Source organism: Sphingobacterium endophyticum, from assembly GCF_009733535.1.
Taxonomy (GTDB): Bacteria; Bacteroidota; Bacteroidia; order Sphingobacteriales; family Sphingobacteriaceae; genus Sphingobacterium; species Sphingobacterium endophyticum.
In genome coordinates, this window is sequence record NZ_SMMI01000003.1 from 1 (window position 1) to 16,454 (window position 16,454).

The 16,454-nt window shown below is 38.4% G+C and carries 10 protein-coding genes and 1 tRNA gene; 3 read left to right on the forward strand and 8 right to left on the reverse strand.

Going from position 1 to position 16,454, the window contains the following annotated elements; all coding sequences use genetic code 11:
• The 6 genes from E0Y80_RS20595 to E0Y80_RS02985 all read right to left on the reverse strand — a co-directional run.
• A partial coding sequence (locus tag E0Y80_RS20595) for an ISAon1 family transposase (protein WP_197091491.1) occupies positions 1–566 on the reverse strand: 566 nt, incomplete at its 3' end.
• 1 nt (position 567) lies between these two features.
• Positions 568–933, reverse strand: coding sequence for an ISAon1 family transposase N-terminal region protein (locus tag E0Y80_RS02965; protein ID WP_156305935.1), 366 nt, complete (start codon positions 931–933; stop codon positions 568–570).
• A 184-nt stretch (positions 934–1,117) separates the two neighbouring features.
• Positions 1,118–1,191, reverse strand: a tRNA-Pro gene (locus E0Y80_RS02970).
• 148 nt (positions 1,192–1,339) lie between these two features.
• Complete coding sequence (locus E0Y80_RS02975) at positions 1,340–4,402, reverse strand: beta-L-arabinofuranosidase domain-containing protein (protein WP_231595901.1); 3,063 nt, start codon at positions 4,400–4,402, stop codon at positions 1,340–1,342.
• Between the two features lie 206 nt (positions 4,403–4,608).
• Positions 4,609–6,093 (reverse strand): SusD/RagB family nutrient-binding outer membrane lipoprotein, encoded by a 1,485-nt coding sequence (locus E0Y80_RS02980; protein WP_156305937.1) that lies wholly within the window; start codon positions 6,091–6,093, stop codon positions 4,609–4,611.
• 14 nt (positions 6,094–6,107) lie between these two features.
• Positions 6,108–9,341 (reverse strand): SusC/RagA family TonB-linked outer membrane protein, encoded by a 3,234-nt coding sequence (locus E0Y80_RS02985; protein ID WP_156305938.1) that lies wholly within the window; start codon positions 9,339–9,341, stop codon positions 6,108–6,110.
• Between the two features lie 505 nt (positions 9,342–9,846).
• Between E0Y80_RS02985 and rplS the strand changes: the two genes are divergently transcribed.
• Positions 9,847–10,191 carry a 50S ribosomal protein L19 gene (rplS, locus tag E0Y80_RS02990; protein WP_093098782.1) on the forward strand — a complete coding sequence of 115 codons (345 nt, stop codon included), beginning with the start codon at positions 9,847–9,849 and terminating at the stop codon, positions 10,189–10,191.
• Between the two features lie 79 nt (positions 10,192–10,270).
• Here rplS and E0Y80_RS02995 read toward each other — a convergent pair whose 3' ends face one another.
• Positions 10,271–11,260 (reverse strand): potassium channel beta subunit family protein, encoded by a 990-nt coding sequence (locus E0Y80_RS02995; protein WP_156305939.1) that lies wholly within the window; start codon positions 11,258–11,260, stop codon positions 10,271–10,273.
• A 239-nt stretch (positions 11,261–11,499) separates the two neighbouring features.
• On the opposite strand from E0Y80_RS02995, the gene E0Y80_RS03000 reads away from it, so the two are divergent.
• The gene (locus E0Y80_RS03000; protein ID WP_156305940.1) at positions 11,500–13,110 is read left to right on the forward strand and encodes a CTP synthase; all 1,611 of its coding nucleotides are present in this window, start codon (positions 11,500–11,502) and stop codon (positions 13,108–13,110) included.
• A gap of 38 nt (positions 13,111–13,148) precedes the next feature.
• Positions 13,149–14,981 (forward strand): membrane protein insertase YidC, encoded by a 1,833-nt coding sequence (gene yidC, locus E0Y80_RS03005; RefSeq protein ID WP_156305941.1) that lies wholly within the window; start codon positions 13,149–13,151, stop codon positions 14,979–14,981.
• A 37-nt stretch (positions 14,982–15,018) separates the two neighbouring features.
• On the opposite strand, the gene E0Y80_RS03010 is transcribed toward yidC, so the two are convergent.
• Positions 15,019–16,368 (reverse strand): acyl-CoA dehydrogenase family protein, encoded by a 1,350-nt coding sequence (locus tag E0Y80_RS03010; protein ID WP_156305942.1) that lies wholly within the window; start codon positions 16,366–16,368, stop codon positions 15,019–15,021.
• Between the last annotated feature and the right edge of the window lie 86 nt (positions 16,369–16,454).

Genomic DNA, 16,454 nt, shown 5'->3' on the forward strand with positions numbered 1-16,454 from the left:
CTTGCGAGTAACTGTTTGATGGTGTCACTGTTGGATAGGACTTCCGGAAAATAGGTTTCCTTATTCTTTCGTGCTTGTTCAATTGCCTGGTTTTCATCGTCAATGGCCTGCCAGCGGTGCTTTATCCTTATTTCCTGAAGCGCTTCGGTAGCAAGTTGCTGAACATGGAAACGGTCTATTACCTGAACAGCATTGGGAAAGCATCTTTTGGCTATCAATCCCATATTGCCGGCTAGATCAAGCGTTATCTCTTGAACTTTATTGCGTAATCTCTGTGGGATCTTTTGAAGGATCGGGATAATGTTCTCTGATTTTGTCCCGTTCAGTATGGCTACGATGGTCCCTTTTTTACCTCGTGCTTCCTTGTTGGTGACAACGGTATAGAGCTCGCCATGGGAAAGGCAGGTCTCGTCAATAGAAAGATGGGCGCTGACATTTTGTGGGAAGATCAGTCCATTCCGTGCATCCTCGCGATGCTCCCAATCCTGGAAACCGCTCAGTTTATTGCGGTAGTATCTCCTTAGTTTACTGGCTGATATCCCATAGAACGAACTGATGGTCTGGATACTATGAGCCTGGCTGTCCGTTGATACCTTTTAAAAAAGCAGCGAAATCCTGTGTGATACGCGTCCCTTTTGCTACTAAATCCCAATTCCTGTAAACCACTTTGTCGGTATCCTGATTGAGCCACCTGCGGCGTTTCACATGCAGGTAAACCTGTTGGCCACGGATAGGAAAATCTTGCAGGGTAACAGGCTCGAAGAAACCTTTGGAGATCAGCTTATTCTTTTGAAACTCTTCCGGAATAGCGTTCATCTCTTCTAGGAAGATATCCAGCCGACCCTCTCCTTGGGAATAGTGCGTCATCTCAAAATAATCGGAAACTCCTTCAGGAATGATAAGCGGCATTAAAGCTTTAAATGAATCGTGCATCTCTATATAAGTTCAAAGCACAAATATCTAATTATTTTTTACCCCCTCCACAACTTTTGTACATGATCCCATCAGCCCCACATCCCCAAACACACGCCCTGATGCTCCTTCGGATCGAACCACGGTTCGAATCTGCCACACCCGGACACAAAAAAAGCCCGACGAAGTCGAGCTTTTTATTGTGTCGGGGTGGCAGGATTCGAACCTACGACCTCCACATCCCAAATGTGGCGCGATACCGGGCTACGCTACACCCCGAAAAGGTATCACCTTTGTTTTGTGTGGCACAAATATACGGGGATATTTTTTATTTACAATAGTATTGAAAAAAATATTATGTAAAACATTGACTATTTGAATAATATATTGCAAAAAGGCAAATACCTTGAAAATAATCCATTGGAAATTACTTTAAAGTAACATCCAAATAAACCGAATGACGACCATAACTATCGTAAAATGGTTTGTAAACTACACCATCAATGTTAAATTCTAAAGTCTTTGGATCACCTTGGATTGATTTGCTGATATCTCTTGCATCAAATGTTACCTTTCTCCATTCATTTTTTGGTTCAGACTCCTGAGCAGCCAATAAGATTGGACCATAAAATAAACTAGCTATGTTAGGTTGATCCATTACTGGATCTAAGTGAAAATCAAATGGCATAGTCAATTCGATATGGTCACCATCCTTCCAATCACGTTTGATAGCAAGATATGAACCAGGGGTAGCTTTAAACTTTTGTTCTTTTCCATTAATTTTTACGAAAAATCCCTTGTTAGCCCATCCAGGAACGCGCACATGAACTGTAAATTTCCCATTGCCATGGATGTTCAACCTAGTTTGATCTTCCTTTGGATAGCTTGTTACTTGTTCGATTTTCACATTTTTCTCTTTCCAGTCTAAGGTCGAAGGAATAAACAAATTTACATACAGATCATTGTTGTCAAGGCTTTTGAAATAGATTGAGTTTTGCAGTTTGGTACTGCTTTCAATAGCAGTTCCATTGCAGCAGGTAAAACCTTTCATATCGGGATTGCCAAATTGCTTGCTAGATCCCGGTCTCAATGATACGTGGTAAGTATTTGCTGGACTATCTTCAGCAACGGATGCCAGGATGTGGTTATATAATCCACGTTCATAATAGTCCATTAACTCAGCTCGCTGATCAAACATAAAAAGATCACTGGTCAGTTTCAGCATATTATAGGTAGCACAGGTTTCATTCTGTCCCCCTGCAGAAAATCCATTTTCATAAATAGAAGCTGGTTGAGCTATAAAGCATTCTGCATTTGCCGGATTTCTTGCCCCAGCAACGCCACCGATGCTGTACATATAATCGTTTACCGCTTTATACCAAAAGTTATCGGCAATTTTGTAATAATTAGGATCGTTGGAAACGCGATACATCTCCATGCTTCCGACAATCTGAGGGATATGTTGATTTGCATGTAGGCCACGGAAGCTGTCGACATTTTTCGCCAATCCGCTTGAATGTTCAGAATCACCATAGAACATCTTAATATTATCAAATAATTGCGCTGTTTTTAAGTAATCTGGATTTTTAGTGATGTGGGAAAGACGAGCCATAGATTCATTCATTCCTCCATATTCACCAGCGATATAGGTATTCCACATCTTGATAAGCGTTTCTTTAGGCAATTTACTAAGACGAGCGTGGACCCATTTACCCATTCCTTCAGCCACTTCCAGCGCCTTTTCATTCCCACTCACTTGATAGATATCCATCAAGCCCGCTAAGATTTTATGCAGTGTATAATAAGGAGCCCAAATTTGATTGTTTTTGGTGCCATAGGTTGCTCCATTTTCCAGCATAATAAATTGATCTGGAGGATATGCACTGATGAATCCTTCGCCCCAGTTCCAATAATCAGTTCTGATTCCAGCTTCCGTTAAATCTGAATCAAAATCCTGTTTATTAGGTCCCTTTGGAACGGCTGTAGGATCTGAATTCTTAGGAGCTCCTGGCTCTTTTGCATATCCGGAAAGTTTAGAAAGATCATAAAGTGTATTCACCATATAATCCATCTTTTTTGCGAAGTTGTCTTGAAGGGCTTTATCATATCCGGTACTGGCATATGCCTGCGCAATTGCCGTTAAATAATGCCCTGTAGCATGACCTCTTAATTTAGTGTCCTGACTATCCCAAACCCCTAATGGAATTGCCCCGACAGGTTGTTTTTGTCCGAAAGCATGACGGAACATGTAGAGAAATGAGTTGGGATCGGTCGTTGCCAGGGTGTTTACAAATTTATCCCTGTTCTCAATAAATTTGGTTTCGTGTTTTTGAGCATCCGTATTTAAGGATACTTGATTTAAAGCAAAGGGAACTAGTTTTTCCTTTGGAGTTGATGGCTTATTAAATCCTTTTACGGTAACATAAGCCTTTGGTTTAAGTGTTGTTCCTGGAACACGACCAGTAACCGTGTATTCACCAGCACGCAATACCGCCTCATTGTCCAAATCTGCAGGCCAGATCACTCTAACTTTTGGCCCCTGCATACCATCCTTGTATGCTCCTTGTATATAGCTTGGAAGGCGGGCTAATTCGCCCAATTGTGTTTCTACTTTCACATCGGCAACAGATTCCAGATAAGCATTGTATAACTGTGCCTTTGTCAAATCATACGTTGGCAAGTTATCTTCTGCTTTTCCCATTCTTTGCGCATCTTCGCGAATACCTTTAAGTGCATTATAATAAATTCCTGAGATTTGTTTCTTTGTTAATGCAACACGATAGATTCTAAAGTCATGCAACAAAGCTTTTAAACTAGTACCATCAGCTTGTAAGGATTTGCCAATTAAAAGCTTGTTGGAGTTACCATTATTGGAACCGAATACTTGGGAAAGCTCCTTAGGGATATTGTTTGCTTCTCCCACCTGTTTTCCATCAACATAGGTTATAATAGATTTTGAAAAGACATCAACGACAATTGCAACATGCACCCATTTATTCAATTGCAGTTCAGGAGCGATTGCACCTGGTTTATTATTTCCATCAGCTGTAATAAGGGCTTGAAATCCTTTTTGACCTTGAGTACCAAAAGGTGCTGCAAAGAAATGTTGATTATTGGATTTCCCAAAATCAAACAAGAATTGACCTGATTGATTGGCTCGTAAATTTACCCAACCAGAAATACTAAGAGATTCTAAATTAGTCAAAGTTCCATCCGGGAGAACCACAAAATCATTCTTCCCTCCTTCTAATGAAAGTACGTTTCCAAATTTTTCATCTTTAAGAAACTTAGGTTGCCCATCCTGAAATTTACCATGAAGGCTGTTTCTAGACCAGTCTCTTAAATTACCATCAAAAACATAGCGTGCGATCATGCCTGTTTCTCCAATTCCATCTAGTATTTGATCCCCAGCGGATTGAGCATTTACCGAATTGGCACCTCCAAAAAGGGCAACAACCATCAATACCACCTGCGCAAATCTTCTGTTCATTCTCATGTTAAGTTCTCAATAATTTAGATTTTACCTGCTTTCATAGGAATACGTAATTCCACATTATAAAATTAAAAAGAATATTATGGCGTGCACACATTCATTTTAGCCAATTCAGGCAGGATTTTAACTATAATAAAAAAGAAGAGAGCCATACAGGTACGGCTCTCATTCTCGAAGTATTATTGTTATTAATTATGATTTTATTAGAATTTGCCAGTTCGCTTATCCCACCACATCTGTTCACCCCACACGTAATCCTTTACATTTGCCGCAGCTTTATTGACATTATCAGCATTATATAAGAATTCATTATTTGGATAAGGATTTCTGAAAGGTTGGTCGTTATGTGCTTTACCATAAACTGATCCTTTAGAAGGATAATTTGTAGAAGGGATTCCAGTACGACGGTATAAGCTCCAAGCTTCAAAGTTTTCTTTGAACAGTGCTACCCACATATCCCACCAAATTCTTTCTTTGGTATTGTTCCATTTTCCTTTTCCTGCTAAATATTTATCGATTGCAGCCGTAGCGATTTGATTATCTTCCATTGATAGGCGTACAGCCTTTTCATAAGCCGCTTGGGCAGTCATTCCTACATTGTAGCCTAACATAGCAGCTTCGGCATAGATGTAATAGGTTTCAGAAGATTTATAAAAAGGTGTAAACCCAGCGGCGTCCTTCATGTATTTGTCCCCGATAAAGGAAATGGATGTTAATGAAGCAGGCGAACCAGGAGCACCATTAACATATCCTCTATAGGTATTATCTGAAGTTTTGTTTGCAACTTTTGCAATACGAGGATCTTCCATTTCCATTAAATGGTTGATAAAAATATCCGACATACCAAAGTTGTCAACCCTCTTTCCAATATACCCATTATTATACCATGGCTCGTAATAAGGAGCTGCTCCAGGATAATAGAGGTAACAACTTTCATCGTTGCTTTCAATCACTGGGTATTTTGTTGGATTTCCAGCTATTTCTTCAATGGTAGATTTTGCCAAAGCGGAAGAAACTCCAGAAATACGCATAGCCATACGAAGGCGTAATGAATTGCAGAATTTTTGCCATTTTTCCATATCACCCTTGTAGATAAAATCTCCTTCACCTAATTCATCCTTACCAAGACCAGCGGCCATTTCATCTGCTATGATCTTTAAGTCAGCCAATACTTTTGGATATATATCTTCCTGTTTATCATATTCCGCTTTCAGAACATTCCCTTTATCAGGAGTACCTTGTAAAGCTTGGGAATATGGCACATTTCTCCACCCATCAGTAAGGTAGGACCACATATAGTTTTGCCAAATTCTGGATACTAGGCGGATATTTTTAAATCCATCCGCATTTTCTTCAGTCATTTTCAGCAATTCATTTAATTGGGTATTGTTATAATAACATGCCGCCCAACGGTTTCCATATGTATTGTTTGTTGGAATTAAACCTGACATATAATCCATGTACTGGATTTTCACAATGTATCCAGCGAAGGTTCCATACCCATCGACATCACCACCAAATTGTTCTCCGGTATTTCGGATGACATTCGCTAAAATATTGGTTGGAGGAACTTTAGTAAGTGCATCTGGATCTGTATTTACCTCTTCAAAGGATTTAGTACAACTCGTTGCTGCTAAACTCAAGAACAAACAAGCAACAATTGAATATCTATTAAATTTTATTTTCATGATTCCTATATTCCTTAAAATGTAACACCCAATTTAAGTCCGAAACTGCGTGAAGTTGGAACAGAAGCCTGTTCGAAACCTACCCCGCGACTATCACTTGACACCCCACCTGTTTCTGGGTCTAAACGCATGGTATTTGATTTATGCGTCCACAAAAGGGCCAGATTTGAACCAATCAAAGAAAGATTGACGCGACTTATTCCTTTTAAATTCTGTAAATATCTAGAAGGAACATTGTAGGTTAAATAAGCTTCTCTTAATTTCAAGAAAGATCCATCAAACACATACATCTGGGAAATACCACCGCTTTCAAACCAAGTTTGGGCATCTGTTTCTATTGTGTTTTCCACCCAATTTCCACTGGCGTCCTGCATTGCGAAACGTTCGTTTGACATGACATCCCTACCCGCAATAATGGCTTTTTCACGCACCCCGTTTTCAGCGGTAATACCGGCAACACCCGCAGTATAAGCATGGCTCATCGTTTGAGACCAGATATCACCTCCTATACGAAGGTCTAATAAAAAGCCCATTGAAAAATCCTTAAATCTAAAATCATTTCTCCAGCTAGCCAGGAATTTAGGAGTAACATTACCGATATTTTGAGCACTCTTATTCACAACAAGTCCATTCTGATTGACCTTAATTGCTCCTTTCATAGCGCCATCTTCAACACGGTCATATCCCCCACCAACTAAGGTACCCCAGCGCTCACCTTTTCTAGCTACGTTGGCAATACCCCAGGTCCAGCCTATCTGATAGGTATTCAATCCCAATTCAGGATATAACTCGATTACCTTACTGTTATCTTTTGCATAATTCAAGGTTGTAGACCAGTTAAATCCTTCTTCTTTCTTGATTACATCCCCTCTTAATTGAATTTCAATACCTTTATTTTCAATTTCACCAGCATTTAATAACATTGAACTAAAACCTACAACATTGGAAGTCGTAACGTTCATGATTTGATCGCGAGTAGTTTTATAATAATAAACGACATCAGCATGTACTCTATCATTGAATAAACCGATTTCGGTACCAATCTCCCATGTTCTAATTTGTTCAGGTCTTAAATTTTCGTTAGGAAAAGTCATGGATCGATACATTTGGGCAACCCCGTCAAAGGATGCAGATTGCGCATAGTAATAGGCTCTATTTTGGTAGGCAGTAGTACCTGCTCCAATTTCAGCCCATCCACCTCTTATTTTCCAGAAATTCAATACATCATTTCTTAACCCCGGGAATGTCGACGTCGGAAGCCAGCTCATACTTACGGAAGGGTAGAAAAAATCATCTTTAATTGTAGAGCTCCAATCATTTCTGGCACTCATATCCAAATAAACCTGATCTTTCCATCCTAAGTTAGCAGATGCGAACACTGAATTTGAACGAATATGACTATGATCCATGGTATTTACGGCATCACCAGATTTATTTGCAATGGTATAAACGCCTAATACAGTTAAGGCATCAGCACCCATTACGGAATTTGACCATAATACATTCCTATAGTTTGCGCCTGCAGAAGCAAGTACGTTGAAATCACCAAATTGTTTATTGAAGGTGGCTAAGAAGTCTAGATTTAGCTCTGTATTATCAGTCTTACGATCGCGGAATCCACCTAAAGGAAATGCACTGTTAAAATAGTTCTTTTCAAATGCTTGAGAATTATAATAATCAAGTCCGGCACGTCCTTCAAACTTCAGGTACTCCACTGGTTGATAATAGAGGGAAGATTTACCGAAAAAGCGATCTCTTTTGTAGGAGTTAGTATTTTCGTACACATTAAAATATGGATTGACATGGTAATTGGTATTCCAGTTATACAGGGTGAAGTTTCCCTGTGCATCTCTTTGATCCCAATTATCTTTCAAACTTTTCATATTAATCTGACGGCCTGACCAAATAAATCCGTTCATCGGGTTGTTACCATCATAGCCTTGATTTAAAATGTTATCACTTTCTGTACGTGTATAATTAGCACTTACATCAAAGGAAACTTTCTCCGAAATGTTGGTGTTGTTGTTTATTTGTAAACCATACCTTTTTTGATCAGTATTAGGCACTGTTCCTTCTTGATTTCTAAAGGAAAGAGCAGCCCTTGTACTGGAATTCTCACTTTGTGCTAGTACCGATAAATTATGATTCATAGAATATCCAGGCACAAAGAAATCACGATAATTATTTTTATGAGAGATCCAATCAGTCGCCTGTCTAACACCATTTACTACCGGGCTATCAAATTGTGGCAATTTTAATCCAGCATCTAAACGAGGACCCCAAGATTCATCATATCCATCGAATACGCCATTACCGCTTCCTGTTCCATCATCATATGCAAAGGATTTTTGTCTAGAATAATCTTGGTAAGACAGATTACCTCCATCTAATTTATAGTGATATTCGTCACCATTATATCCTTGACCATACAGGTTTTGTAATTTCGGGAGATTTGCTACTTGATCAACAGAAAAATTACCATCATAGGCAAGTTGAACGCCTTTATTACCTTTTTTACCTGATTTTGTAGTAATAAGGATAACCCCATTACCAGCACGCATACCATAAAGTGCAGCAGAACCACCCTTTAAAACTGTAATTGTCTCAATATCTTCAGGATTAATATCATTAATTCCAGATCCATAATCCACGCCACTATAGGTATTATCGCCGGATCGTTGCGTATCATTAGAAATGGGAACACCGTCCACCACAATTAATGGCTGTTGATCGGCATAGAGCGAAGAGTTACCTCTTAAGCTAATACGAGCAGATGCTCCGACAGTACCACCGAACTGGTTAATCTGTACACCGGCAACTTTTCCGGAAAGAGCACTAGTTACATTTACCTGCCCTGCTTGGGTTAATTCTTTCGCACCTACCTCCTGCACGGTATAACCCAGGGATTTTTTGTCCCGAGAAATTCCTAAAGCCGTTACCACCACTTCATCCAGTCCTTCTGTACTTGGAAGTAAGGTAATATCCAAAGAAGTCTGATTGGAGAGGTTAATCATTTTGCCTCCGTATCCGAGGGCGGAAACTTTCATTTCACCGGCTTGGTCATAGGTAATATTAAATTCACCATTAGGACCTGTTTGGGTGGAAGTTCCATTTTTAAGAGTAATGGTTACCCCGGGGATGGGAGCACCACTTTCGTCAACAACTCGGCCTTTTAGCTGTGTTTGAGCAAAAAGATAGGTCGAGAAGAAAAGACTTGCTGCTAAAAAAGCAATTTTTCTTTTGTTCATCTAAATTTAGTCGTTTTGGTTATCAATCATTAACTAGGCTAATGTCTGAACATTTATCGCTAAGGAATGACCATTTTTTAGCAAATACCTACCATATTTTAACCAATTATTAATTTAATGTTAACAAACATTAAACAATGTTAAAATATAAAAATTATTAATTGAATATCAATAAAATTGTGTATGCAACGAATTTCTGGAATGGAGGTTCCAAATTTTGATTTCAATAGTTGAGTTTAAAATTTGTGATAAAATTATTTGAGAGAAATTTTAATAGTTAAAAAAGCTAAAAATCTCATTTTATGCTAATTATAAAACAGGGATGATAAAGTTTAAAATTTAAGATACAATAGATGATTAAAAAGGGGTAATTTTTTTATACTTTTGCAGGCAATCTAGGAAAACTAGAATATTTTTAAAAAAGAATTTTCAAATATCAAAATAAAGCTGTAATATTGCATTCCGATTTTTACAGGTTAAATATCGTTATTAATTACTCAGAATCATGGATTTAGTAAAATTTGTAGAAGAACAAGCGGTAGTAAAAAATGAAAACCCCGCTTTCAAAGCCGGAGATACCATCAGCGTTCATTATAAAATTCGCGAAGGAAATAAAGAGCGTGTTCAGGTATACCAAGGTGTGGTAATTCAATTAAACAGCGAAGGAGCTAATGCTACTTTTACCGTTCGTAAAATTTCTAACGGTATTGGTGTAGAGCGTATTTTCCCTGTAAACTCACCTAACATTGAGAAAATAGAAGTTAACAGCATTGGTAAAGTACGTCGCGCTAAATTATTCTATTTACGTGGTCTTACCGGTAAAGCTGCTCGTATCAAGTCAAAAAGATAATCGAGTTACTTTAAAAAAATTATATTTAAGGGCTTTGCAAATCGCGAAGCCCTTATTTATTGTTTTAAAGAATCGGAAATTAATTCTGAATTATGGTGGGTTTAGTTCCCATAATTGTATCAATCCTCTCTTTAACTTCCCCGTTTATTAGCGGTAAAACCTCTAAGGCTTTGAGATTTTCGGTAAGCTGAATTTCTTTTGTAGCACCAAGAATTGCGGTAGTTACGTTAGGATTGCTGATACACCAGGCAATACAAAGCGTTGGAAGGGACACTCCCAATTCATTTGCAAAAAGCCCCAATTCCTTCACTCGACTGAGTTTATCGCTGACAACTGCTTTATCTCTCAACCATTCATATCCTTCCAATGACATTCTTGATCCTTCTGGAATACCATCGTTATATTTTCCGGTCAGCAATCCTGAAGCCAAAGGGCTCCAAATGGTAGTTCCCATCCCTATGTTTCTAAAAATAGGATCATAGTCAACCTCAATCTTTCGGCGATTAAAAAGATTATATTCAGGTTGTTCAACTGCAGGACCTTCCAGACCAAACTCTTTCGCTATCATATGAGCTTCAACAATTTCCGCTGCTGACCATTCTGAGGTTCCCCAATAAAAAATCTTTCCTTGCTGGATCAAAGTATTCATGGTACGAACAACTTCTTCTATCGGGACATTTTTATCTGGTCTATGGCAATAAAACAAATCCAGATATTCCACTTGCATACGTTCAAGCGCTTCATGACAAGCTTCCATCAAATGCTTACGGCTAAGACCGTGCTGGTTCGGTTTCTTTCCCTCTCCCTTCCATCCAAAAAATGCTTTGCTTGAAAGCACAAAAGATGAACGGTCCCAATTTAATTTCTTCAGGACACGTCCCATCATTTCTTCGGACAGTCCGGCAGAATAAACTTCAGCATTATCAAAGAAATTCACTCCGGCATCATAAGCTTGAGCCATCAACCGTTCGTTTGTGTTATCGTCGGTTTGTCGGGCAAAAGTAACCCAGGACCCAAAAGAGAGTGCACTCAATTGAAGTCCGCTTTTACCCATTCTTCTATATTCCATATATTCAAATTTTAGGTTAAAGATAAAGGAATTCAGCAGTTCAAAACATCTGTTGAAAGTAAAAAAACTGATAAAAAACAGCTCAAGTGATTGACAATCGTTCTCTTAGGGAAACAAAAGGTTTAGAACTATTTTTTTTAGCCCTTATTTAATAAAAATTCGTACCTTTGTATCCCGTACATAGAGCAGATGAGCGGTTGATTTTATCGTCTTATCTGAGTTAGAAATCCATTATTGTTATGACTAAATATATCTTTGTTACGGGCGGCGTAACTTCGTCGTTAGGGAAAGGAATTATTGCAGCCTCCCTTGCCAAGCTTCTCCAAGCACGTGGTTTAAAAGTAACCATCCAGAAATTTGACCCGTACATCAACATTGATCCAGGAACATTAAATCCATACGAACATGGCGAATGCTATGTTACAGAGGACGGTGCCGAGACAGACCTTGACTTAGGTCACTATGAGCGATTCTTAAATGTTCCAACCTCCCAAGCAAACAACGTGACGACCGGCCGTATTTACAGCCATGTAATCGAACAAGAACGTGCAGGAGCGTACTTAGGTAAAACTGTACAAGTAGTTCCCCACATTACTGATGAGATTAAACGTCGTATGTTGCTTTTGGGTCAATCCGGAGAATATGATATCGTCATTACAGAATTGGGTGGTACAGTAGGAGATATTGAATCTTTACCTTTTATTGAAGCTGTACGTCAGTTACGCTGGGAGTTGGGCAATAACGACTCTCTGGTTATCCATTTGACCTTAGTACCATACCTAGCAGCTGCTGGAGAACTAAAAACTAAGCCAACACAACACTCCGTAAAAACTTTATTGGAATATGGTGTTCAACCAGACATCCTGGTTTGTAGGACAGAGCACAAACTGAACAATGACATTCGCAAGAAATTGGCTTTGTTCTGTAATGTAAATATCAATGCTGTAGTAGAGTCTATTGATGCCCCAACGATTTACGATGTTCCATTGAATATGCTGAAAGAACAGTTGGACAAAACAGTTTTGGCTAAACTGAAGCTTTCGACGAAAAACGAACCCGATTTAGAAAATTGGAAGAAGTTTTTAGGTAGATTAAAAAATCCGACCGACGAGGTAAACATTGGATTGGTAGGTAAATATGTTGAACTTCCAGACGCATATAAATCAATTGCGGAAGCATTTATACATGCAGGTGCAACAAATGAGACAAAAGTTAAAGTAAAATATATTGCTGCTGAGAGTGTCAACCAAGAAAATGTTGCTGAAAAACTGAAAGGTTTAGACGGAGTCTTGGTAGCTCCAGGATTTGGTGAGCGGGGATTGGACGGAAAATTAGAGACCATCCGTTACGTACGTGAAAATAAAATTCCATTTTTTGGTATTTGTTTAGGTATGCAATGTTCGGTAATTGAATTTGGCCGTAACGTTCTTGGACTAAAAGGAGCCAATAGCTTTGAGATGGACGAGAATACTCCACATCCGGTAATCAACTTGATGGAGGAGCAGAAAAACATCAAGAATATGGGCGGAACCATGCGTTTAGGGGCTTATGATTGTGAGATTAAGAAAGGAACTAAAGCCTATACAATCTATGGAAAGTCAAAAATTACTGAGCGACACCGTCATCGTTATGAGTTTAACAATGCGTATCTAAAAGATTACGAAAATGCGGGAATGATAGCTTCAGGGATTAATCCATCGACTGGATTGGTTGAAATCGTTGAATTAAAGGATCATCCTTTCTTTGTGGCGGGACAATTTCATCCAGAATTAAAATCAACTGTTGTGAATCCTCACCCACTTTTTGTTAGCTTTGTAGCCGCTGCTTTAACGCACAAAAAATCACAGTAGGGTTTAGGCCACTACATATTTATAGTAATTAATAAACAATGGATAGAAATAACATTCTAGGTTTCGTCTTAATCTTTGCCATCTTGGCGGGCTCCTTCTATTTACTGAAGCCTTCACAAGATGAGATCAAAAAAGAACAACAAGTACAAGATTCAATTAAAAGAGCGAAAGAAGGACTAGCACCAATTAGCGATTCTTTGAAAGCAACTGTAGAAGCTCCAAAAGTTGCAGATTCGGTATTAATGAGTCAGCCCTTTGGCGCTGCTTCGGTAGGAACAGAGCAAATCGTTACTTTGGAAAACGAGTTGTTAAAAGTAAATGTAAGCTCAAAAGGCGGACGTGTCAAATCTGTTGAGCTAAAAGGCGAGACAAACTTTGACGGTTCAAAGCTTATATTATTTGATGGAGATGAAAATCGTTTTGGACTTGAGTTTAATATTCCAGGGAAAGCGGTAAAAACAAATGATTTATTCTTCCAAGCTCAAGGCGCAAGCTTTACGGTGGCTGGACAGGATTCTAAATCATTAACAATGCGTCTTTCCTATGCTGCTGATAAATACATTGATTACATCTATACACTAAAAGGGAATGATTACAATGTTCAATTCGACATTAAAACTGTTGGCATTGGAAGTTTAGTAGATGTAAGCTCTAAAAAGATGTTATTAAATTGGGAAACCACTTTAAAACAGAAAGAGCGCAATGCAAAATCGGAGCGTGAGAAATCAACTATTTTCTACAAAGAAGTTGACGGCGGGGTAGATCATCTTTCCGAATCGGGAGATGAAAAAGAAATTATTGAAGAGAAAGTTTCTTGGATTGCATTCAAGCAACATTTCTTCTCATCCGTTTTGACTAGTAAAGAGGGATTAAACAATCCTGAGCTTGCAATTACTTTCTTAACACAGGATAGTGTTGTTAAAAACTACAAGGCAAATGCTGAGCTTACGTTTAACCAACAGAATGATGCACAATATGGATTTAGTTTCTTCTTTGGACCTAACAAATACAACACTTTAAAGGCTGAAGGAAACGGGTTTGACAAAATCATCAATATGGGATGGGGTCCAATGGGATGGATTAACAAATTTATCACTGTTCCCATCTTTGATTTCCTAGATGGTTTTAATATGAATTACGGTATTGTAATCCTGATCTTAACCTTGTTCTTAAAATTATTAATGTTCCCATTAACCTATAAGTCTTACCAGTCTATGGGTAAAATGCGGGTATTAAAACCTCAATTAGATGAAATTAAGGCGAAGGTGGGTGATGATAATCCGATGTTATTGCAACAGGAGCAAATGAAGCTCTACAAACAGGCTGGAGTAAATCCACTTGGAGGTTGTTTGCCATTATTATTGCAAATGCCGTTTACCTTAGCATTCTTCTTCTTCTTCCCGAACTTATTCGAATTGCGCGGAGAAAGCTTTTTATGGATTAAGGATTTATCAACCTATGATGCACCAATAACTTTTGCTCCACTTCCTTTATTAGGAGTTGACCATATTTCATTTATGTGTGTTTTGATGACCTTGACTACATTATTAACTACATGGTATAACAACTCGACATCAGGAGCGGTAAATAACCAAATGAAATATATTGGTTACATCATGCCATTGGTATTCTTCTTTGTGTTGAATAGTTTCCCTGCAGGTTTGAACTATTATTATTTCCTATCGGCAGTTCTTACTTTCTTAACTCAAGTAATCATTCGTCAATTCGTAAATGATGATAAGATCCTTGCTAGCATTGAAGCAAATAAAAAGAAACCTAAAGAAGAGAAAAAACAGTCATCCTTCCAAAAGAAAATGGAAGAAATGATGAGACAGCAACAAGCTTCACAACAGAATAAAAACAAAAAATAAAAATAATCCCCGGTTGATGAAACCGGGGATTATTTTTTTAAACAAAGGCACTAATACCGGTGATACTTCTTCCGACAATCAAGGAATTAATTTCTTTAGTCCCTTCATAAGAATAGATTGCTTCGGCATCAGCTAAGAATCTTGCCACATTATATTCTAATAGAATACCATTTCCTCCCATAACTTCACGTGCTTTAGAAACTATATCCCGCATTCTTAGCGTGCAGAATACCTTAGCCAAGGAGGCATGCTCATCTTTTAGTTTATCATCGTCTTGAAGTTCTGATAAACGGAATACCAAGGTCTGCATAGCAGTCAGATTGGAAAGCATTTCAACGAGGTGATTTTGGATCAATTGGAATGAAGCAATTGGTTTTCCAAACTGTTCTCTTTTAATTGTATAATCTAATGCGTTTTCATAGGCCCCACGAGCACATCCAACAGCCATCCAAGCCACACCAGCACGGGTCATTTGCAGTACTTTCGCAGTATCTTTAAAAGAGTTGGCATTCGGCAATCTATCAGATTCAGGAACAACACAATCCGTCAATGTTATCAGACCGTTCTGCACGATTCTCAATGCCATTTTATCTTTAATTTTCTCCACAGAAAAACCAGGATTCTCCTTACGGACGATAAATCCCTTCACTTGCTGATCATCCAGATCTCTTGCCCAAATAATGGTGATGTCTGAAAAGGTTGAATTACCTATCCATTTCTTCTGTCCATTCAATATCCAATTATCCCCGTCTCTTTTACAGGTTGTGGTTAATCCACCAGCTGTAGCTGATCCCACCAAAGGTTCTGTTAATCCGAAAGCACCAATTTTATTTAATTGTTGCATATCAGGCAACCATTGCTGCTTCTGTTCTTCGGAACCGCACATATAGATGGACCCCATTGCCAAGCCGCTTTGAACACCTAAAAAAGTAGCGATAGAAGGGTCTACCCTACCAAATTCTGCAGCGATGATTCCATCCATCAATGAAGTACCTCCTGCACATCCATAACCCTCATAAACATAGCCACACACATTCAACTCCCTCAATTTGGGAATTATTTCAAAAGGGAATTCATCATGCAACCAATATTTGTTGACAATCGGTTTAATTTCTGCCTCTAAAAATGAGCGGACTTTCATTTGAAGAGCACGGTCTTCCTCTGAAAGTTTGGCCGAAATATCATAAAAATCCGCATTTATAGGAGGAGGATCTTTTTTCTTTTTACTTCCGGTCAACATTTTCATAGCCATTTTCAATTGATTTTCGTCCATTTTTGAGACTGCGCCTAAAACTTCAGCTAAATCAACTTTTTTTGATATCTTCTCCAATTGCTCGAAATCGACTGATTTAATGAGCTTTAGGATGTTTTTCATCTTATCTAGCATAATATTTATTTAAAAAATTAACAGAAATATAACAATTTTTGTTTTTTCTTGTTGCAAATCAACAAAACAGTAGTATATTTGCGCTG